The 26,089-nt window shown below is 62.0% G+C and carries 24 protein-coding genes; 6 read left to right on the top strand and 18 right to left on the bottom strand.

Going from position 1 to position 26,089, the window contains the following annotated elements; genetic code table 11:
- Positions 1-163: 163 nt before the first annotated feature.
- Both N5D61_RS20615 and N5D61_RS20620 read right to left on the bottom strand, forming a co-directional pair.
- Positions 164-442 carry a hypothetical protein gene (locus N5D61_RS20615; protein ID WP_279894032.1) on the bottom strand — a complete coding sequence of 93 codons (279 nt, stop codon included), beginning with the start codon at positions 440-442 and terminating at the stop codon, positions 164-166.
- A gap of 113 nt (positions 443-555) precedes the next feature.
- The gene (locus N5D61_RS20620) at positions 556-939 is read right to left on the bottom strand and encodes a tautomerase family protein (protein WP_279894033.1); all 384 of its coding nucleotides are present in this window, start codon (positions 937-939) and stop codon (positions 556-558) included.
- 122 nt (positions 940-1,061) lie between these two features.
- Between N5D61_RS20620 and N5D61_RS20625 the strand changes: the two genes are divergently transcribed.
- Positions 1,062-1,958: a LysR family transcriptional regulator gene (locus N5D61_RS20625; RefSeq protein ID WP_279894034.1), complete on the top strand. Its 897-nt coding sequence runs from the start codon at positions 1,062-1,064 to the stop codon at positions 1,956-1,958.
- 72 nt (positions 1,959-2,030) lie between these two features.
- Positions 2,031-3,083, top strand: coding sequence for a patatin-like phospholipase family protein (locus tag N5D61_RS20630; protein ID WP_279894035.1), 1,053 nt, complete (start codon positions 2,031-2,033; stop codon positions 3,081-3,083).
- Positions 3,084-3,125: 42 nt separating this feature from the next.
- Here N5D61_RS20630 and N5D61_RS20635 read toward each other — a convergent pair whose 3' ends face one another.
- From N5D61_RS20635 to N5D61_RS20700, 14 genes are all read right to left on the bottom strand, one after another.
- Complete coding sequence (locus N5D61_RS20635) at positions 3,126-3,815, bottom strand: response regulator (protein WP_279894036.1); 690 nt, start codon at positions 3,813-3,815, stop codon at positions 3,126-3,128.
- Positions 3,816-3,924: 109 nt separating this feature from the next.
- On the bottom strand, positions 3,925-6,582 hold the full coding sequence (locus tag N5D61_RS20640; protein ID WP_279894037.1) for a sensor histidine kinase KdpD: 2,658 nt from the start codon (positions 6,580-6,582) through the stop codon (positions 3,925-3,927).
- A 157-nt stretch (positions 6,583-6,739) separates the two neighbouring features.
- Positions 6,740-7,300, bottom strand: a complete 561-nt coding sequence (gene kdpC, locus N5D61_RS20645) for a potassium-transporting ATPase subunit KdpC (protein ID WP_279894038.1) — start codon at positions 7,298-7,300, stop codon at positions 6,740-6,742.
- Between the two features lie 74 nt (positions 7,301-7,374).
- Positions 7,375-9,450, bottom strand: coding sequence for a potassium-transporting ATPase subunit KdpB (gene kdpB, locus N5D61_RS20650; RefSeq protein WP_279894039.1), 2,076 nt, complete (start codon positions 9,448-9,450; stop codon positions 7,375-7,377).
- 10 nt (positions 9,451-9,460) lie between these two features.
- Positions 9,461-11,155, bottom strand: a complete 1,695-nt coding sequence (gene kdpA, locus N5D61_RS20655; protein WP_279894040.1) for a potassium-transporting ATPase subunit KdpA — start codon at positions 11,153-11,155, stop codon at positions 9,461-9,463.
- A 5-nt stretch (positions 11,156-11,160) separates the two neighbouring features.
- Entirely contained in the window at positions 11,161-11,256 is a 96-nt protein-coding gene (gene kdpF, locus N5D61_RS20660; RefSeq protein ID WP_037009437.1) for a K(+)-transporting ATPase subunit F, read from the bottom strand.
- Between the two features lie 145 nt (positions 11,257-11,401).
- Complete coding sequence (locus N5D61_RS20665; RefSeq protein ID WP_108238718.1) at positions 11,402-12,454, bottom strand: AI-2E family transporter; 1,053 nt, start codon at positions 12,452-12,454, stop codon at positions 11,402-11,404.
- 117 nt (positions 12,455-12,571) lie between these two features.
- Positions 12,572-13,399, bottom strand: coding sequence for a DUF4892 domain-containing protein (locus N5D61_RS20670; protein WP_279894041.1), 828 nt, complete (start codon positions 13,397-13,399; stop codon positions 12,572-12,574).
- 132 nt (positions 13,400-13,531) lie between these two features.
- A complete protein-coding gene (locus tag N5D61_RS20675; protein ID WP_279894042.1) occupies positions 13,532-14,386 on the bottom strand; it encodes an alpha/beta hydrolase in 855 nt (284 codons plus the stop codon).
- Positions 14,383-15,216: an alpha/beta hydrolase gene (locus tag N5D61_RS20680; protein ID WP_279894043.1), complete on the bottom strand. Its 834-nt coding sequence runs from the start codon at positions 15,214-15,216 to the stop codon at positions 14,383-14,385. Before N5D61_RS20680 ends, N5D61_RS20675 begins: the two co-directional genes overlap by 4 nt.
- A gap of 110 nt (positions 15,217-15,326) precedes the next feature.
- Positions 15,327-15,770, bottom strand: a complete 444-nt coding sequence (locus tag N5D61_RS20685; protein ID WP_279894044.1) for a hotdog fold thioesterase — start codon at positions 15,768-15,770, stop codon at positions 15,327-15,329.
- A gap of 76 nt (positions 15,771-15,846) precedes the next feature.
- The gene (gene sixA, locus N5D61_RS20690; protein ID WP_279894045.1) at positions 15,847-16,305 is read right to left on the bottom strand and encodes a phosphohistidine phosphatase SixA; all 459 of its coding nucleotides are present in this window, start codon (positions 16,303-16,305) and stop codon (positions 15,847-15,849) included.
- Positions 16,302-16,646 carry a DUF4389 domain-containing protein gene (locus N5D61_RS20695; protein WP_279894046.1) on the bottom strand — a complete coding sequence of 115 codons (345 nt, stop codon included), beginning with the start codon at positions 16,644-16,646 and terminating at the stop codon, positions 16,302-16,304. The genes sixA and N5D61_RS20695 overlap by 4 nt, the downstream gene beginning before the upstream one ends.
- A 24-nt stretch (positions 16,647-16,670) precedes the next feature.
- Complete coding sequence (locus N5D61_RS20700) at positions 16,671-17,696, bottom strand: NAD(P)H-dependent glycerol-3-phosphate dehydrogenase (protein WP_108238725.1); 1,026 nt, start codon at positions 17,694-17,696, stop codon at positions 16,671-16,673.
- A gap of 263 nt (positions 17,697-17,959) precedes the next feature.
- Here N5D61_RS20700 and N5D61_RS20705 point away from each other — a divergent pair, with 263 nt between their 5' ends.
- The 4 genes from N5D61_RS20705 to N5D61_RS20720 all read left to right on the top strand — a co-directional run bounded on the left by N5D61_RS20705 (position 17,960) and on the right by N5D61_RS20720 (position 22,967).
- Positions 17,960-19,873, top strand: a complete 1,914-nt coding sequence (locus tag N5D61_RS20705) for a response regulator (RefSeq protein WP_279894047.1) — start codon at positions 17,960-17,962, stop codon at positions 19,871-19,873.
- A gap of 213 nt (positions 19,874-20,086) precedes the next feature.
- Complete coding sequence (fabA, locus tag N5D61_RS20710; RefSeq protein ID WP_108238727.1) at positions 20,087-20,602, top strand: 3-hydroxyacyl-[acyl-carrier-protein] dehydratase FabA; 516 nt, start codon at positions 20,087-20,089, stop codon at positions 20,600-20,602.
- 10 nt (positions 20,603-20,612) lie between these two features.
- Positions 20,613-21,833: a beta-ketoacyl-ACP synthase I gene (gene fabB / locus N5D61_RS20715; RefSeq protein ID WP_108238728.1), complete on the top strand. Its 1,221-nt coding sequence runs from the start codon at positions 20,613-20,615 to the stop codon at positions 21,831-21,833.
- 270 nt (positions 21,834-22,103) lie between these two features.
- Positions 22,104-22,967: a pirin family protein gene (locus tag N5D61_RS20720; protein WP_108238729.1), complete on the top strand. Its 864-nt coding sequence runs from the start codon at positions 22,104-22,106 to the stop codon at positions 22,965-22,967.
- Between the two features lie 124 nt (positions 22,968-23,091).
- Here the strand turns inward: N5D61_RS20720 and N5D61_RS20725 are convergent, their stop codons facing one another.
- Positions 23,092-23,817: a dienelactone hydrolase family protein gene (locus tag N5D61_RS20725; RefSeq protein ID WP_279894048.1), complete on the bottom strand. Its 726-nt coding sequence runs from the start codon at positions 23,815-23,817 to the stop codon at positions 23,092-23,094.
- Positions 23,818-23,892: 75 nt separating this feature from the next.
- Positions 23,893-25,797: a molecular chaperone HtpG gene (gene htpG, locus N5D61_RS20730; RefSeq protein WP_108238768.1), complete on the bottom strand. Its 1,905-nt coding sequence runs from the start codon at positions 25,795-25,797 to the stop codon at positions 23,893-23,895.
- Positions 25,798-26,089 lie beyond the last annotated feature (292 nt).

A 26,089-nucleotide genomic window follows, 5' to 3' on the forward strand; every position in this document is an offset into this window, starting at 1 on the left:
CGGTTTCACCAGAGCGGAGAAAGGGAAAGATCGGATTTGTTGCGCAGCGTCCATAAAAGGCAGGTGGACGCTGAATTCGAAGCGCCGGACGCCCCACGAATGCGTGTGCTTACACAGGCGCGGGGCCGGTTTACAGCGAGGTCAGGATGCGGTGCGCTCAGCCTCAACGCCCTGCGCGGGATTCGCGAATATAAAAGCGCGCCTTTTCGGCTTTTTCGGTGCAGCCTTCGAACGCTTCGAACTGCTGCTGGGTCTTGGCGCCTGTCAGCAGCGACAGCGCCTTGGAATAGCTGACTGTCCCCGCAAACCCTTCCGCCTTGGCCAGATCCAGCTCATGCCAGGCAGCGTCCAGATTGGTCGCGCAACTGTCGCGGTAGGCAGTTTTACCGGCACAGCCTGCAAGAGCGAGGGCGATCAAGGGCAGACAAATCCAGGCTTTCATCGGGTATTACCTCAGAGGTGGAAATCGATAATGCGGGTTGGACGGTATGGCGATGTAAAAGTGCCATAACTGTCCACCCCTGCCTAACGATTTTCAGACCCGCCCCGATCGCCTCAGGCGTATTGCATCTGGCCATTGCCGAAAGACCAGTTCTCCCGCTTGGTCTCGACCAGATTGATGAATACATCCTCTCGTCGCACCTCCGTTCGCTCATGAATGCCTTGGGCGACAGCCTCGTAAAAGGCTTTCTTGACCTCCGTGGTCCGGCCCTCGTTCCACGTCACCTGAATGAAGACGATGCCTGGGGTGTAGGTCACTCCCAGATACCCGGCTTCGGGGTAGATAAGCTCATCGGCGGGGTGCCGCTGGATGATCTGAAATTTATCGTGCTCAGGCACGTTGGCGGTGCTGCGCATGGCGTCATAGATCACTTCGCTGATACTCGCCAGGGTATCCGGCGATGTGCGGTCTGAAACGTCTATTCGTACGAGAGGCATGAGGCGTTCCTTCTGTGGAGGATAGGCGACAGCGGCTGGTTGCCAGCGTCAGGCATCCACCCTAAGCTCACGAACAAAGCGCATCAAGCGCATAATTCTCACTGTTTCCATGAGCATCACGCATGCTATTTGCAGACCTCAAAGCGTTTGTCGCGGTCGTCGAATGCGCGTCGCTGACCTATGCCGCTCAACGCCTGAACCTCACGCAGTCGGCGGTTTCCCGTCGGATTCAGCATCTGGAACAGACGCTGGGCGTCGAATTGTTCGACCGCTCGACACGCCCACCCCGGCCCTCGGCGATCGGTCGACGGCTTTACCAAGGCGCCGTCGCGCTGCTCCACGACGCCAACCAGTTACTGGCGATTCCCCGCGAAGAAAGCGCCCCTTCCGGGTCGTTTCGCGTTGGCCTGCCGCAGGTCATTTCCGACATCGCGGCATTCGACCTCGTGTCGCGGATGAAAGCCGCGTTTCCCGGCCTGGAGCTGCAGGTCATCACCGACTGGAGCTTTTTGTTGGAGAAGCGCCTCGCCCAAGGCGAGTTCGACGCCGCCGCGCTGATGCGCCCATCGCCCAGCCGCCTGCCCGGCGGATTCGCTGGCGAGAAGCTGGGGAGCTTTGAGGTGCTGGTGGTGCAAAGCCGCCGCCAACCGCTGTCTGAACCCTCGACCTGCCTGGCGCGCCTCGCCGAACGGGAATGGGTGCTCAATCCTGCAGGCTGCGGCTACCGCGATGCGTTGGTGGCGGCCATCGAGGCCAGGGGCAAGCGGTTGAGGTTGGGTATCGACACCCACGGCACGGCCATTCAGATGCGCATGGTCGCCTCGGGCCTCGGCCTGGGCCTGATTCCGCGGCACTTCATGGACGACAGCCCGCTGGCCCAAGCGTTGTCGGTGGTCGAGGTCAGTGACTTTTCGTTGAGAATGGATATCTGGCAGGTGATTTCCGGACAGCCAGGCAACCTGCGCCAGGCCTGTGATCTGCTGGCGCAGGCCGTTCGCGACGGGCTGGAGCGCGGGTGAAAATTCTCGCATGGCAGATGAATCGCGGCCGTCTTGAGCGTAGGGTAGAAGCCCTGCAAGGGGGAGTTGCGCATGAAAAAAAGAATCGCGCTGGTCTTGGGGTCCGGGGGCGCACGGGGCTACGCGCACATTGGAGTCATCGAGGAATTGGAGCGGCGTGGCTATGACATTGCCTGTATCGCCGGTTGCTCGATGGGTGCGGTGATTGGCGGGATCTACGCCGCGGGCAAGCTGCCGCAATACCGCACCTGGATCGAGAGCCTCGATTATCTGGACGTCCTGCGCCTGGTGGATGTCAGCTTCCGGCTTGGCGCCATTCGCGGAGAAAAGGTATTCGGGCATATACGCGAGATCGTCGGCGACATAAACATCGAAGACTTGCGCATTCCCTACACGGCCGTCGCCACCGACCTGACCAATCAGCAGGAAATCTGGTTTCAAGAGGGCAATCTGCATGCAGCGATGCGCGCCTCGGCGGCCATTCCAAGCCTGTTCACCCCGGTGGTCCAGGGCAATCGCACCCTGGTGGATGGCGGCCTCCTCAACCCTTTGCCGATCGTGCCGGTGGTGTCCAGCCATTGCGATCTGATCGTCGCGGTGAACCTCAACTCGACCAACCAGAAGCAGTATCAGTTACCGGTCATCGAACGCCCTCCGGCAGTGAAAAAGCGCTTCGACAGCCTGATCAGCTCTATCGGTTCGCACCTGCCGTTCCGTCGCAAGCTGGAAGTGGCACAGGGCGACGTGTTGCGTCTGGAACAGGACAGCCTGAAGGCCACCGCGGCCAGCCTGCCCGACCCGTGGCTGCAAGCCGAATCCCCCGATCCGCAGGGCCAGCAACCGGCTGCGGCCCCGACCCAGGCGGGCGCACCGAAATCTGCCAGCGGCGCGGTGATCATCGATAACGTCGGCCCCGCCTCGCTGCTGGACTTGATCAACCAGAGCTTCGAAGTGATGCAGACGTCGCTGGCGCAATACAAGATCGCCGGCTACCCACCCGACATCCTGATCAACGTGCCCAAACGGGTGTGCCGGTTCTTCGAATTCTACAAAGCGCCCGAGTTGATCGCCCTGGGCCGCGAGATCGCCCGGGATACGCTGGATCGGTACGAGCGTGAACCTTGAGGCCAGCGTTCATCGGTCGATGTGCCACCAGGCGGCGTCTGTTCAGGGCGCCACCAGCCGATAGCCCACACCGGCCTCAGTCAAGATGAAACGGGGCGCAGCCGGGTCATCGGCCAGCTTCTGCCGCAAATGCCCGACGACGATCCGCAGGTAATGGGTGTCCTCGACATGGGTCGGGCCCCAGATCTCCTTGAGCAATTGCTGCTGCGTGATGACGCGGCCGGGGTGGCGCGCCAGCTGCGCCAGCACGGCGTACTCTTTTTTGGTCAGGGCGACTTCCATGCCGTCCAGCAACACACGCCTGTAAGCCAGGTCCACCGTGAGCGCGCCGATGACCAGTGCCGACTCGGTCTGCTCCGCGTCGGGCACTTGGCGTAACAGCGCGCGGATCCTGGCCAGGAACTCCTGAATGCCGAAGGGCTTGGTAACGTAATCGTTGGCCCCCGCATCCAGGGCACGCACCTTTTCGCCTTCGCTGGCGCGCACCGACAACACCAGCACCGGCACCGTCGACCATTCGCGGAGCTGGCTCAAGACCTCCTGGCCATCGATGTCCGGCAGGCCAAGGTCGAGCACCACCAAATCGGGTTTGTTCAGCGCGGCCTGGCTCAGGCCTTCAGTGCCGGTTCCGGCTTCCAATACTTTGTAGCCTTGTGATGCGAGGCTGATTCGCAAGAATTTGCGGATCTGCGGTTCATCGTCGATCACCAGAAGGGTTGCGGTCTGGCTCATGGAAATCCTGTTCTTGAAAACCGAGGCTCGCGCAGCCGCACGGCCTGTTGGCAAAACGCGCGCTGACGCAGGGGGCCAATTTGAAAAGCCAGCCTACCGCAAAGCAGGCTCACAGCGCTTGCTCCGATTCAGCCTGGGGCTGGGCCTGCAGAGGCAGGTGCAGAGCGATGCAGGTACCGCGCCCGTCGATGCCCTCTCCCACGCTGATCCGGCCACCGTGGGCGCCGACCATGCCCTGACAGATGGCCAAGCCCAGACCGGTGCCTTGCCCGCCACGGTCGCCCCGTGCCGCGGTGTAGAACATGTCGAAGATCTTCGCGCGCTCAGCCTCCGGAATGCCGGGGCCTTCATCGCTGACCGCAAACACCAGTTCCTCCGCGGCCAACCGAACGTCCACCTGCAAACGCCCGTGTTGCGGCGAAAACCGCGCGGCGTTTTCCACCACGTTGATCAACGCCTGTTCGATCAGCGCAGCGTGGACATAAAGCAGCGGCAACTCCGCAGGCAGGTCCGTGCTGACCCGCAAGGGCGCCAGCACCGCCCGCAGCCGTGTGAGCGCACTGCCGACGATGTCCCCCGGTGAAACCCAGTCACGCGCCAGTTTCAGCGCACCGTGCCCCAGACGCGTCATGTCCAAGAGGTTCTGGATATAACGGTCCAGCCGCTCGGCCTCATCGCGGGTCCCCTCCAACAGTTCGCGCCGATCCTCCTGCGGGATGGCCTCGCCCAATGCCAGCAGGCTGTCGATGCTGCCGCGCATGGCCGTCAACGGCGTGCGCAGGTCGTGGGACACCGAGGCCAGCAGCGCGCTGCGCAATTGTTCGGTTTCGCCATGCAAACGCGCCGCTTCGAGGTCCTCGGCCAGACGAGCGCGGGCCAGTGCCTGGCCCAACGGCTGGCTGAGGGCGATCAGCAGGCGTCGGCGCTGAGCGGTGAAATCCTCCCCTTGACGCGGCCTGACGCCGAGCAGTGCCAAAGGCGCGTCGTCGACCCACAACGGCAGCCACCACCAGCTCCCGGACGGCAGGGTACCGGTGCCTTTACCCGCTGGTTGTCCGTGCTGCCAGGCCCAATCGGCGGCGGCCCGTTCAAACTCGGCAAACTCCAGCGGCCCGCCCGTTTCGACGGTCCAGCCCTGCGCGGCGTCATGATCGAGGATGCACACCTGCAACTCGCTCCACCCAGCCAAATGATGTTCGGCGGCGCTGAGCACGGCTTGCCGGTCCGTCGCAGCGGTCAGGCGTTTCGACAGGTCGAGCAACTCGCTGGTCTCCTCTTGCGTATCACGCAACGCCTGCAACTGCCGACGCTGGCGGGCCGCGAGGTTACCCGTCAATGCCGCCATCATGAGGAAGAACAACAGCGTCAGCACGTCCTCTTCGCGCTGAATGCTGAATGAGAAATTAGGCGGGATGAACAGAAAGTCGTACGCCAGGAATGAAAGCACCGAGCAAACCATTGCCGGCCCCACACTGCTGCGCACGGCCACCAGCAGGACTGCAGCCAGAAACACCAATGAGATGTTGGGCAATGCCAGCACGCTGGACACCGCCCATGCCAACGCACTGGCCCCGACCGTTGCCAACACCGCCAGCAGGTAATCGAACCAGCGCAACGAGCGCGGGGTGATAGAGCGCGGTTGATCGGGCCGAGCTTCACTGTCGAGCACGTTGATCTCTAGCCCATGAGCGTTGCGCAACAGACGCGCGGCCAGCCCCCCACCGAACACACGACGGCGCAACAGCGGCCGAGACTGCCCCACCAACACCAGGCTGGCCCGGCGCTCAGTGGCATGCTGGATCAACGTCCTGGCCACTTCCGGCGCCCGCAGCACCACGACTTCGCCCCCCAACCGCTCGGCAAGTTGCTGGGCGTTCTGCAAGCGACTACGGGCGAGTTCATCGAAGAATCGGCCGTTATCGACGTGCACCAGGCTCCAGGGCAAATGCCGGCGCTGCGCAACACGGCTGGCGTGGCGCACCAGCCGCTCGGCCTGCGCATCCCCGTCCACGCCCACCAACAGGCGCCCGCGCACTGCCGGGGCGGCTTGACCCAGTTGACGGTAGCCCAGTGCCAAATCGTTATCGACCTGCGCGGCCGCCGTCTGCATGGCCAATTCACGCAATGCGGTCAGGTTGGTCTGGGTAAAGAAGGCGTCGATGGCGGCCCTCGCCTGTTCGGGCACATAGACCTTGCCGTCGCGCAGGCGCTCCAGCAGTTCGCGGGGCGGCAGGTCGATCAGCACCAGCTCGTAGGCTTCTTGCAGCACCCAGTCCGGCAGGGTTTCCCGCACTTGCACACCCGTGATGCCACGCACCTGGTCATTGAGGCTTTCCAGGTGCTGTACGTTGACGGTGGTGTAGACGTCGATGCCCGCCGACAGCAGTTCCTGAATGTCCTGCCAGCGCTTGGCGTGGCGACTGCCCGGCGCGTTGCTGTGGGCCAGCTCGTCCACCAGCGCCAGTTTGGGCCTGGCCGCAAGCAGGCCGTCAAGGTCCATTTCTTCCAACATGACGCCACGGTATTCGCAGCGCAGCATGGGCAGCTGTGGCAAGCCGACGAGCAAGGCCTCGGTCTCTGCGCGACCGTGGGTTTCCACCACGCCCACCAGAAGTGAAACGCCCTGGCGCAGTTGCGCGTGAGCGGCCTGGAGCATGGCGAACGTCTTGCCGACCCCCGGCGCAGCGCCAAGAAAGACTTTCAGACGGCCACGGTCGCCGCGGGGAAGAGAGGCCAGCAAGGCATCGGCGCGGGTGTCTGAATTCACAAAGATCCCCTAAAAAAATGGCTCATCCAATGCATCAATAACAGGTCATCACAACCGTTGTAGGAGCGCGCTTGCCCGCGATAGCCATCTGTTTAACCCCCGTTTTTGCCTGACCCGACGCTATCGCGGGCAAGCGCGCTCCTACAGGTTCAGGCTGTCATTCTGCCTGGGGCCGCAACTCACTCAAACCCTGGTTCAACGCCAGCACATTGACTACCGGCGGGCCGATCAGCGGGCTGTAGGTGTTTTCCACCACCAGTTTCTGCACGGTTGCCCGTGGCAGATGCCGGGCGCTGGCGACACGGCTCACCTGGTAGTCAGCCGCCGCAGGCGAAAGATGAGGGTCCAGGCCGCTGCCCGATGTCGTCAGCAGGTTCAGCGGCACCGGTCCCTGCCCTTCGACCCGCTCTTTGGCCGCATCGTCGCCGATGCGCGTCGCCAGTGCGGGGTTACTCGGCGCCAGGTTGCTCGCGCCGCTGGCCACCGTCGCGAACGCCCCCGCCGAGGGGCGTGGGTGAAACCATTCTTCGCCCGTAAAATTCTGCGCAATCAATTCCGACCCCCGGACCTTTTCCTGATCGTCATACACCAGACTGCCGTTGGCCTGTTCCGGAAACACCGCCTGCGCGACGCCTGTCAACACCAGCGGATAAACCCCGCCGGTGATCAAGGTCATCAACACGATCAGGCTGACGGCGGGACGCACTATAGTCGACATCATTCATTCCTCAATTCATTTCAGTGGCGGCGGACGGTCACCGCCCGCCGCACTCACGACACCACGACACGCGGCTAAACCAGGTGCAGGGCGGTCAACAACAGGTCGATGACCTTGATCCCGAGAAACGGCACGACAATCCCGCCCAGCCCGTAAATCAGCAGGTTGCGGCGCAGCAGGTGCGCGGCACTCGCCGCCTGTACCCGCACACCCCGCAGTGCCAGTGGAATCAGCACCACGATGATCAAGGCGTTGAAGACAATGGCCGAGAGGATCGCGCTCTGCGGGCTGGCCAGGCGCATGATGTTGAGCACACCAAGCTGCGGGTAGATGGCCGCGAACAACGCAGGCAGGATCGCGAAGTATTTGGCCACGTCGTTGGCGATCGAAAAGGTGGTCAGCGCGCCACGGGTCACCAGCAACTCCTTGCCGATCTGGACGACGTCCAGCAGCTTGGTCGGGTCGCTGTCCAGGTCGACCATGTTGGCCGCCTCCCGCGCCGCCTGCGTGCCATCGTTCATCGCCATGCCCACGTCCGCCTGGGCCAGGGCCGGCGCATCGTTGGCGCCGTCGCCGCACATCGCGACCAGACGGCCATCGTTCTGCTCTTGACGAATGCGCTCCAGTTTCTTTTCCGGCGTGGCTTCGGCCAGCACGTCGTCGACACCCGCTTCGGCGGCAATGGCAGCAGCGGTCAGGGGGTTATCCCCGGTGACCATCACCGTACGGATGCCCAATTTGCGCAACTCGTCGAAGCGCTCGCGGATGCCCGGCTTGACCACGTCCTTGAGGTGAACCACGCCGAGCAAGGTCTGATCGACCGACACCAGCAGCGGCGTACCACCGGTTTTGGCGATTTTGTCGATCTCGCGTGCCAGGGGCGCTGGCAGTTCCGAACGGTCACGACCGATGAAGGCCAGCAGGGAATCGACCGCCCCTTTGCGGTACAACCGGCCCTGATAGTCCACGCCGGACAACCGCGTCTCGGCGCTGAAAGGCACTGCCGTCAATTGATCCGGCGCAGGCTCGCTCATGGGATGCAGCGCGCGCAGGTACTCAACGATGGATTTGCCTTCGGCGGTGTCATCCGCCAGTGAAGCCAGCAGCGTTCCCTCGCTCAGCTCCTTGCCACTGACACCCGGCGCTGCATACACCGCGGCACAACGACGGTTGCCGAAGGTGATGGTGCCGGTCTTGTCCAGCAGCAGCACATGCACGTCGCCGGCGGCCTCCACGGCACGGCCGGACTTGGCGATGACGTTCAGGCGGACCAGACGGTCCATCCCGGCAATGCCAATTGCCGACAACAGGCCGCCGATGGTGGTCGGGATCAGCGTGACCAGCAACGCCACCAGAAACACCAGTGGCAGGTTGCCCCCCGCGAAATGAGCGAACGGCTGAAGCGTCACCACCACCAGCAGAAAAATCAGGGTCAAACCGATCAGGAGGATGTCCAACGCCACTTCGTTGGGGGTTTTCTGACGCTTGGCGCCTTCCACCAACGCAATCATGCGGTCGAGGGTCGATTCGCCGGGGTTGCTGCTGATGCGCACCAGCAACCAGTCCGAGACCAGCCGAGTGTTGCCGGTCACCGCCGAGCGATCGCCGCCAGATTCACGAATCACGGGAGCGGATTCACCGGTGATCGCCGCTTCGTTGACCGCGGCGATGCCGGCGATCACCTCACCGTCGCCGGGAATCAGCTCGCCCGCCTCGACCCGCACCACGTCGCCCTTGCGCAATGTGCTGGCATTGACCGTGATAAAGGCCCCGGTGGCCCCCTGCAAACGAGCTTTGAGGCCTTCGGTTCCAGCTTTCAGGCTGTCGGCCCGGGCCTTGCCGCGTCCCTCCGCCAAGGCTTCGGCGAAGTTGGCGAACAACACGGTGAACCACAACCACAGCGCAATCTGCACCGCCACGAACGTCGGCACGGCAGGGTTGGGAATCAGGCAGAGCAGCGTGGTCAGAATCGCCGTCAGCTCCACCACTAGCATGACCGGTGCCCGCTGCAACTGACGGGGGTCGAGTTTGACGAACGCCTGGACCAACGCCGGCCGCCACAGCTCGGCGAAACCAGTCTTTACCGAGTCGGCCGCCGGTTCAGGGTGTTTCGGTGCAGCAGCGTTTGGGACAGTAGCACGCATATTCATGATTCGATCCTCAGAAGCCCAGGCTCAGGTGTTCGGCAATGGGGCCCAGTGCCAGCGTCGGCAGGAACGTCAGGCCGCCCACCAGCAAGATGGTCACCGTCAGCAGGGTGACGAACAGCGGGCCATGGGTCGGGAAACTGTTGAGGCCAAGGGGCGCGGTCTTTTTCGCGGCCAGGCTGCCGGCCAGTGCCAGCACGGGCAGGATGTAGCCGAAGCGACCGATGAACATCGCCAGGCTCAGCATCAGGTTGTGAAACAGGATGTTGGCGCTGAATCCACCGAACGCCGAGCCGTTGTTCGCCGTGGCCGAGGTGTAGGTGTAAAGCAACTGGCTGAAACCGTGGGCGCCGGGGTTGCTCACCGCGCCGGCAGGACCGGGCAACGAAGCCGCCAGTGCACCGAACACCAACACGCCGACCGGCATCACGATCAGGGTCGCGACCAGCAGTTTCACCTCACGGGCTTGCAGCTTCTTGCCCAGGTATTCCGGCGTGCGTCCGATCATCAGCCCGGCGAGGAAGACCGCGATCAGGACATTCAGCAACATCCCGTAAAGGCCCGCGCCGACGCCACCGAAAATCACCTCGCCCACCATCATGTTGGCCAGGGCAATCATTCCAGACAGCGGGTTGAGGCTGTCGTGCATGCCGTTGACCGAGCCGTTGGATGCCGCGGTGGTGGTCGTCGCCCAAAGCACGGTGGCGGTCGTGCCGAAGCGCGTCTCCTTGCCTTCCATGGGCGCCGTCTGCTCGACACCCGCGATGTTCAATGCCGGGTTCGGTTGGTACTCGGCCCACAGCGCGACCGCGCCGCCGATCAGGAACAGCACGAGCATGCAGGCGATAATGGCGCGGCTCTGGCGCATGTCCTTGACGTAGTGACCGAAGGTGAACACCAACGCCACCGGAATCAGGATGATCGACACCAGCTCGAACAGGTTGCTCCAAGCGCTAGGGTTCTCGAACGGGTGCGCCGAGTTGACGCCGAAGAAGCCGCCGCCGTTGGTTCCCAATTGTTTGATTGCGATCTGGCTGGCGGCCGGGCCGAGGGGGATCGTCTGGTCGGCGCCTTGCAGGGTGACCGCGTCCACGTAATGAGCAAACGTCTGGGGCACACCTTGCCACACCAGAAACAGCGCCAACACCAGGCACAGCGGCAGCAGGCCATAGAGCGTGGCGCGTGTCATGTCGGCCCAGAAATTACCCAGATGCTGAGTCGAGCGGCGCCCGATGCCGCGACAGAACGCGACCAGCACGGCGATGCCAGTCGCGGCGCTGACGAAGTTCTGCACCGTCAGCCCAGCCATCTGGCTCAGGTAGCTCAGCGAGGCCTCACCGCTGTAGCTTTGCCAGTTGGTGTTGGTCACGAAGCTCATCGCCGTATTGAACGCCAGCGACCACTCCATCCCGGGAAGGCCTTGCGGGTTCAACGGCAGCGCGCCCTGAAACAGCAGAATGGCGAACAACACGGCAAACCCTGCCAGGTTGAACGCCAGCAAGGCCAAGGTGTAGGTCTTCCAGTTTTGTTCGACGCTGGGGTCGACCCCCGACAATCGATAGCAGATGCGCTCGACCGGCCCCATCGCCGGACTCAGCCAGGTACGCTGGCCCTCCATCACCTTATAAAAGAAACGCCCCAGCAGCGGCGCGGGCACCAGCACCAAGGCGAAGAATGCGAGTAACAGCAGGTAGTCGTAACCGTGCATGGCCGTCATTCCTCGACCCGGCCAGCACGCAGCAGCGCCACCAGCAAGTACACGAACAATCCTGCTGCCAGCAGCAGAGACACCCCATCCAGAACGCTCATGAAAAACTCTCCGTCATACGGCGATTACCGTGTGGGAATTGTCTTCATGAGCGGTGTAAAGGAACGAGATCGGGGACGGAGGCCTCGCATAAAGAAAGCGTAAAAATTAATTGCCGACAGTCCAATTCAGGGGGGATCGGGGGCTTTACTTGGGCAATTGTCGGGCACGGCTGTCGCCGGCCCAATCCAGCAACAGACTGTAGGCCACCGCCAGCAAGGTCGGACCAATGAACAGGCCAATGAAGCCGAACGCCAGCAAGCCACCGAACACCCCCAGCAGCACGATCACCAGCGGCAGGTTGCCGCCCCGGCTGATCAGGTAGGGCTTGAGCACGTTATCGACCCCGCTCACGATGAACGTGCCCCACAACCCGAGGAACACTGCCATGCCGTATTCGCCCCTCCACGCCAACCACGCCGTGGCAGGGATCCAGATCAGTGGCGGCCCCATTGGCACCAGGCTCAACAGGAAGGTTCCGATCCCGAGCACCAGCGCACCCGGCACGCCTGCAATCAGAAAGCCGATCAGGGCCAGAATCGCCTGGGCTGCTGCCGTGCCGATCACTCCGTTCACGACGCGCTGCACCGTGCCGGCCACCAGATCGAGGTAATACTGCGCCCGGTCGCCGATCAGGCGCTCCAACAGGCTCAGCACGAACGCCTCCAGGCGAGGCCCATCGCGGTAGAAGAAAAACACGAAAACGATACTCAGCGTCAGTTCGAGCATGCCGCTGCCGATTTGCGCGCTGCGCGCCAGCAGCCAATTACCCATCTGACCCAGATAGGGCTTGAGACTGGCCAGCATCGCGGCGCCCTGCTGGTCGATGGTGTTCCAGTAACCCACCAGTCGCTCGCCTACGAACGGCAGGCTGCCCAGCCAGACGGGCGGATCCGGCAAGCCGTCCACCTGTACATCGCGGATGAAGGCCGTGGCATCACGGACGTGATCGGCCAGGTTGAACCCGAGCCAGACCAGCGGTGCGGCCACCAGCAACATCCAGCCCAGGGTCAGAATGCCTGCTGCCAGCGATTCTCGACCGTTGAACCATCGCGTCAACAAACGCATCAATGGCCAACTGGCATAGGCCAGCACGGCTCCCCAGAACAGGGCCGACCAAAACGGCGCCATGACCCACAGACAGGCGCCAAGCAGCGCCAGCAGCAGGATCTGGACCAACAGGCGATCGTTATTGAGCATGAATCATTCCGTACAAATGGAAACAGGAACCGGAAGCATAACGGCGAACATCACCGCGCGCCTTATTCCGACCGCAGGCTCATCGAACTCCCCGAGACGCACCGCACTGCCGCGTGCTCAACGGATGAGCTCGACCACCAGTCCCTGGGTGGGCTTGTTCCCGGATTCCAGCCGCGCAGCCCGGACGCCTTTGTCGATCAACGCCTGCCGCCATGCCTCGCTCGTCGGTCCGGAAAGGATCACCCGCAGTGCACTGTCCAGGTTCAAGCCCCTCGACAGCAGGGTTATCCAAGGCTCTCTGGGTTCGCCCTTGAGCATGGAAAGGTCAAGATCCCCGGAGCTTTTCAGCTCACGCAGAAGGGTCGCCGACGTGGGCAGCAACTCACCCAAGGGCGCATCGGCCTGAAACTCCTCGACGTGCAACATGGCCCTGCGATTGCCACGGGTGATGCTGTAGAGCGCCACCAGCGTGTCACTGCCCGGCGCCATACGCAGCAGCAAATAGGCCTGTCCATTGTCGGCACCGTACAGCCGGGCGTTGCCGAATACCTCATTGGCCCACAGACTGCTTTCACCGCAATCACGTGCCTGGCACCAGAACAACAGTTGCGCGCCCTGTTGCTGAAAGGCTTCGCGGGCGGCCGTGAACGCCTCGTCGGCGGAACGCTCCGGCGGTAATTGATAGGTCACGGAACGGCTGGTGCCTCGGGAAACCACCTGGCCATCGAAGCGCAATTGGCCACTGATCTTGCGAATCGAGCCCAGAGGGAAGATCCGTTCCTGGCTCGTGGCAGGTTTGTAGTCGACGATTTCGGCGTCGGCGGGGCGCGGAAGATTGGGAAAATCCTGACTGCCGGCGACATCCGCCGCCAGACCGGTCGTGACGTAGCCAGCCAAGCCCAGCAGCCAGCCAAGCGAGCACGCAAAACGCTTGGACGCCCTCATGGGCGCGTCATCGAAGGGGACAGCAGGACGGGAAGGGGGCGCAGTCCGGGGCAGCAGAGCAGGTGTGAGCGGTGGTCCATCGGGCAGTCTCCTGTTTCAACCCGCTCAGCCTCGGCAGTTGCGCTGCTCAAGTCAAGGAACGGTGAAGAACCGATTGAAACAGTCTGCAACAGAGGCCGCACCCGCCTCGTCATTCAAATGCAGATGATGGCCGCCCGGCAGGACAGTCACGCTGAACGGCAAGCTGCCCAGCAATGACGTGTTCTGCGCCAGCATGCCCGAATCGGCGACGACCAGGTGCACAGGACAACGAATGGCATGGACGAAGGAAAGCGCCTGGACCCGAGTCATGCGCATCGCCGATGGCAAAGTCAGTCGACTGTCGCTGCGCCAGGTGTAACCGCCCGGCACGGGCATCAGGCCCCGTTGGGCAAGAAGCTCGGCGGCCTCGCGACTCACCGCTACCCTTCCCTTCATTCGGGCCTCGATCGCCTGATCCATCTGCGCATACACCGGTTTGCGCTTGCCGGATTGAGCCAGTTGCGCCGCCAGCGCAGCTCCCATGCGCTCGGCGGCTGTTTCGGGCTCGCCAAGAAGAGGCATCAGGCCATCGATGAGCGCCAAACGTTCGATGCGGTCCGGCACCGACCCGGCGAGAATCACCGAAACGATGGCGCCCAGCGAGTGCCCCATCAGCGAGAAGCTCTCCCAGCCCATCTGCTGCGCCACGTGCAGTACGTCGTGGGCATAATCGGGCAGCCCGTAGCCCGCCCCTGCTGGCCGATGGTCCGAATGCCCGTGCCCGGCCATGTCCAGCGCCAACAGGCGAAGACCTTTGAGCTTCGGCGCAAGGCGAGCGAAGCTGTTCGCGTTGTCCAGCCAGCCGTGCAAGGCAATGACCGGCTGACCGTCCTGCGGGCCGAACAGATGAGCGGCCAGCTCGATATGGGGCAGGCTCAAACGTATTTCTTCGACCGCACAGCTCATGCGCCCACTCGCCGCTGGGGTGGGACCTGCGCAGCGGCAGGTTCGAGCGCGGCCCAACGGGAAAACAGGACTTTGAGCATCTTCGCGGTGTCTTCGGGATGTTCCAGCGGGAACATATGCCCGCCAGGTACCGAAAGGTACACTCCCCCGCGCATACGTTTGACGGGCAACGCATGATGACGCCGGACCACATCGCTGCGCTCCCCCCGGACCATCGCCAACGGGACGCGAAGGTGGCGAGCAACGCCAGGGCTGGTGTGCGGGACGCTGCGGTAAATGCTGATTTCCGTGGCCGGGTCGAAACGCAGGCGCAGTTGCTCACCGTCCGGTTGCAAACCGTGCAACAGATAGGCTTCGAAACATTCGGGGTCGAAGCGACGGAACAGCGTCTTCCCGGAAAAGTAATGCCGGGCAGCGTCCAGATCGCTGAATACCTCACGACGGCCCAGCGTCCGGCCTGCCGGGGTGATGCGGTCAATGAAACCGAAACGCTTGGCCGCGCGGATCATCCATTGATCGAAGCGGGTCAGCACCGGCGAATCGAGCATCACCACCCCACGGTACAGTTCCGGATGCCGCAACGCGGCGTGGTAATGAAGCACGCCGCCCAGCGAGTGGCCGACTCCCCACACGGGGTACGGTTGTTCACGAAGGTGGTGAATCAACTCGTCCACCAAATTCGGCCAGTTATCACTGACCGGAAACCGTGGATCATGGGCATGCTGCGCAAGATGGGTGACCTCGAACTCATCTCCCAGCGCCGCGAACAACTTGCCGTAGGTGGCCGACGGGAAGCCATTCGCGTGGGCGAAAAACACGTGTTGAGTCATGCCAGCACATCCAGAGACCGTGATCAGGCTGCAATTGTGGGCGTGAGCCTGACACAGCGGCAATGACCGGAACTGCCATCGGGGATGACACTCCGGTCACAGCGGGAGTTTTAACGTGCAGGGGGCTGTTCACCCAAAGGCACGACCGCCACGGTCAATCGTGAAATACAACTGGCCTTGCCCTCATCGCTGGTCAGGCGGATATCCCAGACGTGAGTCGTGCGGCCGATATGCACCGGATGCGCTACGGCCGTAACCCGACCCGTGCGCAGACCGCGCAGGTGGTTGGCGTTGATTTCGAGCCCGACGCAGAAGTACTTGGCGGGGTCGATGACCAGGTAGCTGGCGGACGAGCCGACGGTCTCCGCCAGCACTACCGACGCCCCGCCGTGCAGCAGGCCATAGGGTTGGTGTGTCCGGTGGTCGACCACCATGCTGGCAGTGAGGGACTGGTCGTCAAACGCCTCGAAACGGATATCCAGCAGCTCACCAATGGTGTTTTTCTGCATGGCGTTGAGTGCGTCGAGATCGGGGGTGTCGTGCCATAGGCTCATGGGGTTTCCTTTTTATTGAATGGTCCACTGTTGAACGGCTCCCACAGAAGAACATCATCTGCCGGGCCGAGGCGCATCACCCCGGATGCCGCACACCGATCAGGTTCATCGCCCCCGCCAGCGGAAAGTCGGCTTCCAGTTCGGCAAGGCTTGCGGTGTGCATCCCGGCAGGCTGCTGCACATGGCCATGCACGGCCAGACTGATCAACGAGCCCACCAGCGGCTGATGGCTGACCAGCAGTACATTGTCCGGTGCGTACAGGTCCAGGTTGTCCAGCGCCTGGCGCGGATCGCTGTCCGGTGTGAGCCAGGGCACGGTGACCACGGCATCCGCGAACCCCAGGGCCTGACGGACGCGTTCGGCAGTCTGCTGCGCCCTGACATAGGGGCTGGCAATGATCCAGCGCAAGGGCTCGCCGAGCAGATGCGCCGCGCTGGCGAGCACCTCCTGGCAGCCGTTGGCGGTCAGCTCCCGTTCGGCGTCGGTACGGGCCCGGTACTGCGCCTCCCCATGGCGCAGAATCCACACTTTCATAGCTTGGGTTCCTCGTCACTCACCGGGTGCGTTGCGGCAGGCACGGTGTGCGGTGCTTCGCCTTCCGGTGGGCGTGGAGTCGGCCAGTCGGCGAACGGCCAGGGCTTCTGATCGGTATGGAACGTGCCAAACCGGCCGATTTGAGCCATGAACTGGCTCAGGCTGTCGCCGAACGACATCAGGCTCAGGCTTGGCGCGCCGTAGAACAGTCGGTACGCCAGTTGCACCAGCACCACCACCCCCAGCACGATCACCGCCACCTCCCACACCACCACAAAGACCAGCATCCACACGATGCGCAGGAGGATCGATTCGTGCTGCTTGAATTTCGATTCGTTCACGGGCTTCTCCAGAGAAGAGAGGGATCAGTTGAAATCGCCGGTCGAAATGAAGTCGACGTCGGTTTTGGGCTCGGCGCGCATCAACAACTCGATGACCTGCTCCAGCGTCCGGCCTTCGAAAAGAATCGCATGCAGCCCTGCCACCAAGGGCATATACACCTGAAGCTCCTGGGCTTTGGCCTTGAGCACCTTGAGCGTATTGACGCCCTCGGCGACTTCGCCCAGCCGGGTCACTGCTTCGTCCAGCGAGAGCCCTTGGCCCAAAGCGAAGCCAACCTGGTAATTGCGGCTCTTGGGCGACGAGCAGGTCACGATCAGATCGCCGACGCCCGCAAGGCCGAGAAAGGTCATGGGGTTGGCGCCCTGACTGACGGCGAAGCGGGTCATTTCAGCCAGGGCGCGGGTAATCAGCATGCTCTTGGTGTTCTCCCCCATCCCCAGCGCCACCGCCATGCCCGCAATGATGGCGTAAACGTTCTTCAGCGCGCCGCCGAGCTCGACACCAAATCGGTCGGCGCTGGCGTAGACCCTGAAAGTGCGGCCATGCAGCGCGGCCTGGACCGCCTGGCACAATGCTTCGTCTTCACTGGCCACCACCGTTGCGGTCAGCGCGTGTTCGGCAATCTCACGGGCCAGATTCGGCCCGGACAGCACCCCGATGCGAGCATTCGGGGCGATGTCTTCGAGAATCTCGCTCATCAGCTTGAACGTCTGGGCTTCGATGCCCTTGGTCAGGCTGACCAGCATCTTGCCGGTCAACCGCTGGACATGGGGGGTCAACACGCTGCGCAGCGCACTGGACGGCAGCGCAACGAAGATCAGTTGACTCTGGCTCAGAACGCTCTGCAGATCAGTCACCGGCTCGACGGCCTCGAGCACCTTGATGCCCTTGAGGTAACGCGGATTCTCGCGGTTCACGCGAATCGCCTCGGCCTGCTCGGGGTCGCGCATCCACTGCAGGACCCGGTGGCCATTGCCGGCCAGCAGGTTGGCCACGGCGGTGCCGAAACTGCCACCACCCAAAACGGCGATCGGTTGCTGTTGGGTCATAAAACCATCCATCTAGAGCCATCGAAACTGGCGATGGCAGCATTATACGGAGCGCCGGGCTCGCCACCAGCGGCAAAACACGACCCCACGGATCAGATAGCAAGCACCCTACTCTTCACGAGGAAAATCCCGACGGCTCGGTTAAGATGCGCGCTCCGAGTGAAAATTCCACCCCGCCGCCGATGAGCTATCGTAAGAGCGCTTTCAATGAGAATCGTACCCACGATGACCTGTGAGACACCCTTGACCTCGGGAGTCCGGCTTTGACGGCGCAACGCGGCTGGAACATCAGCACCCGCACGCAAATCCTCAGCCTCGGTCCGGCCTTGCTGTTGACCCTGTTGCTGATCAGCTTTTTTACCGTGGTGCGCATTCAGGACCTGCGTCAGGAACTGACCCACACGGGGCAATTGATTGCCAACCAGCTGGCACCTGCCTCCGAATACGGCGTCATCGTGGGCAACGAGGACGTGCTGGAGAGCCTGATGAAGGCCACCATGAGCACGCCGCATGTGCGCTTTCTTGAGGTTCAGGACAGCACGGGCAAGGTACTGGTCCATGTCGAGCAGGCGACCGACTCCACGCACTCACGCCAATTGGAGGTGTTCCAGGCGCCTATACGCCTGCAACGGGTCAAGCCGGCGGATGAACTCGATGACCTCACCAGCGTCCCGGTCGAAGATTACCTGGGCCGCGTCTTGGTCGGCATGTCCAGTGACGCGTTCAACATCAGGGAGCAGGAGATTCTGCTCAAGGCCGGCATTCTCGCCCTGTTCGCGCTTCTGTTTACCTACATCCTGGCGCGCCGCTTGTCCCTGAGCCTGTCCCAACCCATCAGTGCCATGAGCGATGCTGTCAAAGCCATTCAGCATGGCGATTACACCGTACCCCTACCCGTTGCGGACGACGCCGAGCTGGGTGACCTGGCGCGCCACATCAACAACCTCGCGCTGGGCCTGGAGAAAGCCAGCCGCGAGCAGAAAAAAGCCATGGACGAACTGATCAGGACCCGTGAGGAAGCCGAGCGCGCGAACAATGCGAAGTCGGAATTTCTGGCGATGATGAGCCATGAGTTGCGCACCCCGATGAACGGCGTGCTGGGAATGCTCCAGCTCATGGAAACGACTCGAATGACCGAGGAGCAGGCCGAGTACGCGGCACTGGCCACCGAGTCCACCGAGCATCTGTTGCGCGTGATCAACGATATTCTGGACTTCTCCCGGTTCGAACGGGATGCCCTCGAGTTGGAGAATATCTCCTTCAACCTGGCGGACCTGATCGCCACGTCCGTTCAGGCGTTTGCCCACAACGCGCAACAGCGCGGTCTGGCGCTGGAGCTGGATTTGCCTCCAGGCATGAATCTGCTGCGCGTCAAAGGCGATCCGACCCGGATCAGACAGATACTGGTCAACCTCATCGGCAACGCGTTGAAATTCACCGAATTCGGCAGCGTGAGGGTCGAAACCGCCTGGCAGCAGACGGACAGTCAACATGTCCTCTTCACTTGCGCCGTGCGGGACAGCGGCATCGGTATCTCGGCGCAGTTGCTTGAATCGATGTTCGACGCGTTTCAACAGGCGGACAATTCCATTTCAAGACGTTACGGAGGGACGGGACTTGGGCTGCCCATCGCCCGAAACCTGGCCGAACGCATGGGCGGCTCGTTGCAGGCACAGAGCAGCGAGGGCATCGGTTCGGTGTTCACGCTGCGAATTCCGCTGCTGCGCGTGGCTCAAGAAGACCCTTCCCCTCCGCCAGGTGCAGTGGGCGAGCTGCCGCAAGAAGGCAACAGCAGCGTTCTGCTGGTCGAAGACAACCCCGTCAACCGCACCGTGGTCGAGGCGATGTTGCGTAGCCTGGGGTTGCAGGTCAGCGTGGCCGGTGACGGGGCACAGGCAGTCAGCATGGCCAGCAAGGAAAAGTATGCGCTGATTCTGATGGATTGCCGTTTGCCGGTCATGGACGGCTATGAAGCGACACGCCGGATCCGGGCACTGCCAGGACTGGAGAGCCTGCCCATCATTGCGCTCACGGCCAACGCCCGGCATGGCGATCGGGATCTGTGTCTGCAGGCGGGAATGAACGATTACCTGGCCAAACCCTTCAAACGCACTGATTTACAGCAGGTTTTGCAGCGCTGGCTGACCATTAAGGCATCTGCGACTGGCGATAAATGATAAATTGCGGCAGTCTTGTGTGCCGTGATCGACCCGTGCAGCCGCGCGGACGGACGATTTCAGTGTACAGGTGTACATTCATTTCACTTGTGCTGTGACTTTCACTACAACGCAATAGTCTATGGGTAGGCTGCCAGCGCCGGGGAAACCCGCTGGCCAGATTGGGTCAAACATAAGCCACACCCAGCCGCACAGGATTATCGAGGAGCTCGCATGACCAAACAAAACGCCTTTACCCGGGAAGACTTGCTGCGCTGTAGCCGCGGCGAGCTGTTCGGCCCGGGTAACGCGCAACTGCCCGCCCCCAACATGCTGATGATGGACCGCATTACCCACATCAGCCAGGAAGGCGGCAAGTTCGGCAAAGGTGAATTGGTCGCCGAACTGGATATCACTCCAGACCTGTGGTTCTTCGGCTGTCACTTCGAAGGCGATCCGGTGATGCCGGGCTGCCTGGGCCTCGACGCCATGTGGCAACTGGTCGGTTTCTATCTGGGCTGGCAAGGTCTGCCGGGCCGCGGCCGTGCGCTGGGCTCGGGCGAAGTGAAATTCTTCGGCCAGGTCCTCCCGACCGCGAAAAAGGTCACCTACAACATCCACATCAAGCGCGTCCTCAAAGGCAAGCTGAACCTGGCCATCGCCGACGGTTCCGTGGCCGTGGACGGTCGCGAAATCTACACCGCCGAAGGCCTTCGCGTCGGCGTCTTCACCTCCACTGACGATTTCTAAGGGTATTCGCATGCGCCGTGTCGTTATCACCGGTCTGGGCATTGTTTCCTGCTTGGGCAATGACAAAGAGACCGTCTCCGAAAACCTGCGTAAGAGCCGCCCGGGCATCCGCTTCAACCCGGAATACAAGGAAATGGGCCTGCGCAGCCAGGTGTCCGGCTCCATCGACCTGAACCTGGAAGAACTGATCGATCGCAAGGTCTATCGCTTCGTCGGCCATGCCGCTGCCTATGCCTACCTGGCGATGGAGCAGGCGGTCAAGGATTCCGGCCTGACCGAAGACCAGGTGTCCAACGTACGCACCGGCCTCATCGCCGGGTCGGGCGGTGCTTCGACCCTGAACCAGATGGAAGCGCTGGACATCCTGCGCGAAAAAGGCGTGAAGCGCGTCGGCCCTTACCGCGTGACCCGCACCATGAGCAGCACCGTGTCGGCCTGCTTGGCGACGCCGTTCAAGATCAAAGGCCTGAACTACTCCATCGCCTCGGCTTGCGCCACCAGTGCACACTGCATCGGGACGGCGATGGAACAGATTCAGATGGGCAAGCAGGACATCGTCTTCGCCGGTGGCGGTGAAGAGGAGCATTGGAGCCAGTCGTTCCTGTTCGACGCCATGGGCGCGTTGTCCAGCAAGCGCAACGAGACCCCTGAGAAGGCGTCTCGCGCCTACGATGCCGACCGTGACGGTTTCGTGATTGCAGGCGGTGGCGGAATGGTCGTCGTCGAAGAACTGGAGCACGCTTTGGCCCGTGGCGCCAAGATCTACGCCGAGCTGGTCGGCTACGGTGCGACCTCCGACGGTTACGACATGGTCGCGCCAAGCGGCGAAGGCGCCATCCGCTGCATGCAGCAGGCACTGTCTACCGTCGACGGCACCATCGACTACCTGAACACCCACGGCACCTCGACCCCGGTCGGCGACGTCGCGGAGATGAAAGGCGTGCGTGAAGTGTTCGGTGCCAACGCACCGGCCATCAGCTCCACCAAGAGCCTGTCGGGTCACTCCCTGGGCGCCGCAGGCGTTCACGAAGCGATCTACTGCATGCTGATGATGGAAGGCAACTTCATGGCCGGTTCGGCGAACATCGACGAACTGGACCCCGAAGTGGCTGACCTGCCGATCCTGACCAAGACCCGCGAAAATGCGGACATCAACCTGGTCATGAGCAACAGCTTCGGCTTCGGCGGCACCAATGCGACCTTGGTGATGAAGCGCTGGACCGGCAAGTGATTGTCGCCCCCTGCGCGGCCCGTCAATGAAGAAGGCGCCTTTCGAGGCGCCTTTCGAGGCGCCTTTTTTATTGCCCTGACCACTGCCCCGGTGATCCCCATTGACGACTCAAGGGCGAGCAGCGACGTGGACTGATGTGCGCCTCCATCGGCAGATGGCGCAACCATTCGACTTCCCACGCGATGAGTGGCGCGCAGCCTGAGCACACGCGGACCAGACGGATGTTCCTGTGCCTTGTATGCTGCACATACGTCCCACGAGAGCCATGAAATGCTGACCATAAAACCCCGCGCCGAAGACGTCGAAGGGCAGCCGATCCTGCGTCCCCTGCCGAGCGCCCAATGCCGCAGCGTCGGACCCTTCGTGTTTTTCGACCACATGCTGAAAACCACATACGCGCCAGAAAGCGGAATGGACATCCGTCAGCATCCCCATATCGGGCTGTCGACCTTGACCTACCTGTTCGAAGGCGAAATCCAGCACAAGGACAGCCTCGGCAGCGATCAACGCGTCAAGCCAGGCGATGTCAGCTGGATGACGGCGGGCAGCGCCATTGCCCATATCGAACGCACCCCGCCCGACCTGCTGCAGAGCGGGTCTCGCTTGCACGGCTTGCAGGTCTGGCTGGCATCCCCAAAGGCCCATGAGCAAGGGGCCGGTCACTACAGCCACCACCCCGCTAGCAGTTTGCCGGTGAGCGACGCTATGGGCATTACCCTGCGCATGATCGCGGGCACCGGTTTTTGCCTCGCCTCTCCCGTCCCGGTGTTGTCGCCGACGCTCTACGCCGAACTGAAGATGCAAGCCGCCACCACTTTGCTGATTCCGACCGAGCATGAGCAGCGCGCTCTGTACGTAATCGACGGCGACATGGCACTGGATGGCGAACCGGTTCCCCTTCGAACTCTGGTGGTGCTGGAAGCAGACGCGGAGCCCGTCTTGTGTGCCAATGAAGAATCCCACGCGGTACTCATCGGTGGCGCGCCACTGGACGGCCCGCGGCGGATGAACTGGAACTTCGTTGCCAGTGATCAGGCGCTCATCGATCAGGCAAGGGCCAAATGGGCGGTGGGTGACTGGCCGACGGTGCCCGGAGAAATCGAACGGATCGAACTGCCGCCCGCTCGCAGATGAGCTGACGGCAACGACGGGGACCCTGCAGCCGCACCGCTCGCCGATGGCAGCGACCTTCAGGGTGCCACCGTTGGCGAGCCGTGCCGCTACGGCGGCGGTAGGACGCCGCTACAGCGGGCGCCTCTCAATGGGCGAAGACTTCATCCAGCAGGTTATGCATCGCGGTGAAAGCACGCTTGGAAACGGTTGGGTTATACATCTGCACCCCCGGGTTGTTGGCATGTGGGTCGGTGAAGGAATGAAACGCCCCGCCGTAGCTCAGCAGTTGCCAGTCGACCTTCGCTGCGTTCATTTCCGCTTCGAACGCCGGCAATTGTTCCTTTGGCACCAACGGGTCGGACGCACCGTGCAGCACCAGTACCTTGCCCTGGATGTTCTTCGCATCCGCCGGGTGGGTGGTATCCAGCGTGCCATGGAACGACACCGCAGCCTTCAACGGCGCGCCGGTGCGGGCCAACTCCAGGGCACAGCAGCCGCCAAAGCAGAAGCCGAATGTCGCCAGGCGACCGGTATCGACGGCCGCCACCGACTGCGTGGTGAGCTGATCGAGGGCGGTACGCATACGCTTGTTCAGCAGCCCACGATCATTTTTCAAAGGCAGCATGGCGGCCATGGCTTGATCGGCGTTGGTGGGGCGTACGTTCTGCCCATACAAGTCCGCCAACAGCACCACGTAGCCTTTACTGGCCACTTGCTTGGCAATTTCCTCAGCGTCTTCGCTGACCCCCATCCAGTTGGGCGCCATCACCAAGCCGGGCAAGGCTTTCGCGCCTGGACTGAACACCAGCCGGCTTTCGTAGTGTTGCCCATCAATCGCGTACACCAAGGACTGCACGGTCACGTCGTTCATTGCTGACTCCTGCTACTGAAAATGGCTAGATCAAATGACAAAACCCGCCGAAGCGGGTTTTGGCGGGTTTCAATGTTAAGCCGAAAGCTCGACCAACAACTTGTTCAAACGGCGCACGTAAGCGGCCGGATCCTTCAAGCTGTCGCCCGCAGCCAGCGCCGCCTGATCGAACAGGATGTGCGACAGCTCGCCGAAGCGGTCTTCGCTCTGTTCGTTGTCCAGTTTGTCGATGAGCGGATGCGTCGGGTTGAATTCGAAGATGGGCTTGGAATCCGGAACCTTTTGCCCGCTGGCTTCCAAGATCTGACGCATCTGCAGGCCCAGATCCTGCTCACCAATGGCCAGAATCGCAGGCGAATCGGTCAGGCGATGGGAAACACGCACTTCGCTGACGGCGTCGCCCAGTGCAGTCTTCAGGCGCTCGATCAAACCCTCTTTGTCCTTGGCAATTTCTTCCTGGGCCTTCTTGTCCTCTTCCGAGTCCAGCTTGCCGAGATCCAGGTCACCGCGGGCCACATCGACGAAGCCTTTGCCGTCAAAGTCGCTGAGGTAGCTCATCAACCATTCGTCGATACGATCGGTCAGCAGCAACACTTCGATGCCCTTCTTGCGGAAGACTTCCAGGTGCGGACTGTTCTTGACCTGCGCGTAGCTTTCACCGGTGAGGTAGTAGATCTTGTCCTGACCTTCCTTGGCGCGGCCGAGATAATCGGCCAGCGCAACGCTCTGTTCGCCGCTGTCGTCGGAGGTCGAGGCGAAGCGCAGCAGCCCGGCGATCTTTTCCTTGTTGGCGAAATCTTCGGCCGGACCTTCCTTCATGACTTGACCGAAGTTTTTCCAGAAGCCTTTGTAGTCCTCCGGCTGGTTCTTGGCCAGTTTCTCCAGCATGTCCAGCACACGCTTGGTCAGGGCCGACTTCATCGAATCGATGATCGGGTCCTTTTGCAGGATCTCGCGGGAAACGTTCAACGACAGATCGTTGGAATCCACAACGCCCTTGATGAAACGCAGGTACAACGGCAGGAACGACTCGGCCTGGTCCATGACGAACACACGCTGCACATACAGCTTCAAGCCCCGTGGCGCTTCGCGCTGGTACAGGTCGAACGGTGCACGCGCCGGTACATACAACAGCGAGTTGTACTCCAGCTTGCCCTCGACCTTGTTGTGGCTCCAGCTCAGCGGGTTTTCGAAGTCATGGGCGATGTGCTTGTAGAACTCCTGGTACTCCTCATCCTTCACTTCGGTACGAGGTCGGGTCCACAGGGCGCTTGCGCGGTTGACGGTTTCCCACTCTTGCGCGGGCTCAGGCTCGCCTTCAACGGCAACCTGCTCTTTGGGCAACTCGATCGGCAAAGCGATGTGGTCAGAATATTTCTTGATGATGTTACGCAGGCGATAGCCGTCGGCGAACTCGTCTTCACCGCTCTTCAGGTGCAGCACGATGCGGGTGCCGCGCTCGGCCTTCTCGACCGTCGCCACCTCGAACTCACCCTCGCCCCGAGACGACCAGTGAACACCTTCGCTTGCGTCGGTGCCGGCGCGACGGCTGAAGACGTCGACCTTGTCGGCCACGATGAACGCTGAATAGAACCCCACACCGAACTGGCCGATCAGGTGCGAATCCTTTTTCTGATCGCCCGTGAGATTTTTCATGAAATCGGCGGTACCGGATTTAGCGATCGTACCCAGGTGCGTGATGACGTCATCGCGGTTCATGCCGATGCCGTTGTCTTCCAGAGTGACGGTCTTGGCGGCCTTGTCGAAGCTCACGCGGATCTTCAGCTCAGCGCCGCCCTCGAGCAACTCGGGCTTGGAGAGCGCCTCGAAGCGCAGCTTGTCCACCGCGTCAGAGGCGTTGGAAATCAGCTCGCGGAGGAAAATTTCCTTGTTCGAATACAGCGAATGGATCATGAGGTGCAGCAGTTGCTTCACCTCGGTCTGGAAGCCCAGGGTTTCCTTTTGAGTTTCCACACTCATGGTCATCAAACTCCAATCAGTCCACACGAATAGGGGGCCGCCCCAAGGACCCGACAGCACAGGGCCGGACGGCGGGTTGTCATGAAGGTGGGGTCGAGACAGGGGATTTCAAGGGGACCGAAGCGACGAGCGTCGAATCTTCGCGAGCAACTAGCGGCGTTAACGCAAACGTTTGGAACTGCAACAAGCGCAAAAACGTTTCATCAGATACCTCCTACAAGATGGCGTGTCGAGTCTGAAGAAATGCGCTGTTAATTCACACTAAAAATGGAACCAATTTAACGCGACCGCG

Source organism: Pseudomonas sp. GD03842 (genome assembly GCF_029841165.1).
Taxonomy (GTDB): Bacteria; Pseudomonadota; Gammaproteobacteria; order Pseudomonadales; family Pseudomonadaceae; genus Aquipseudomonas.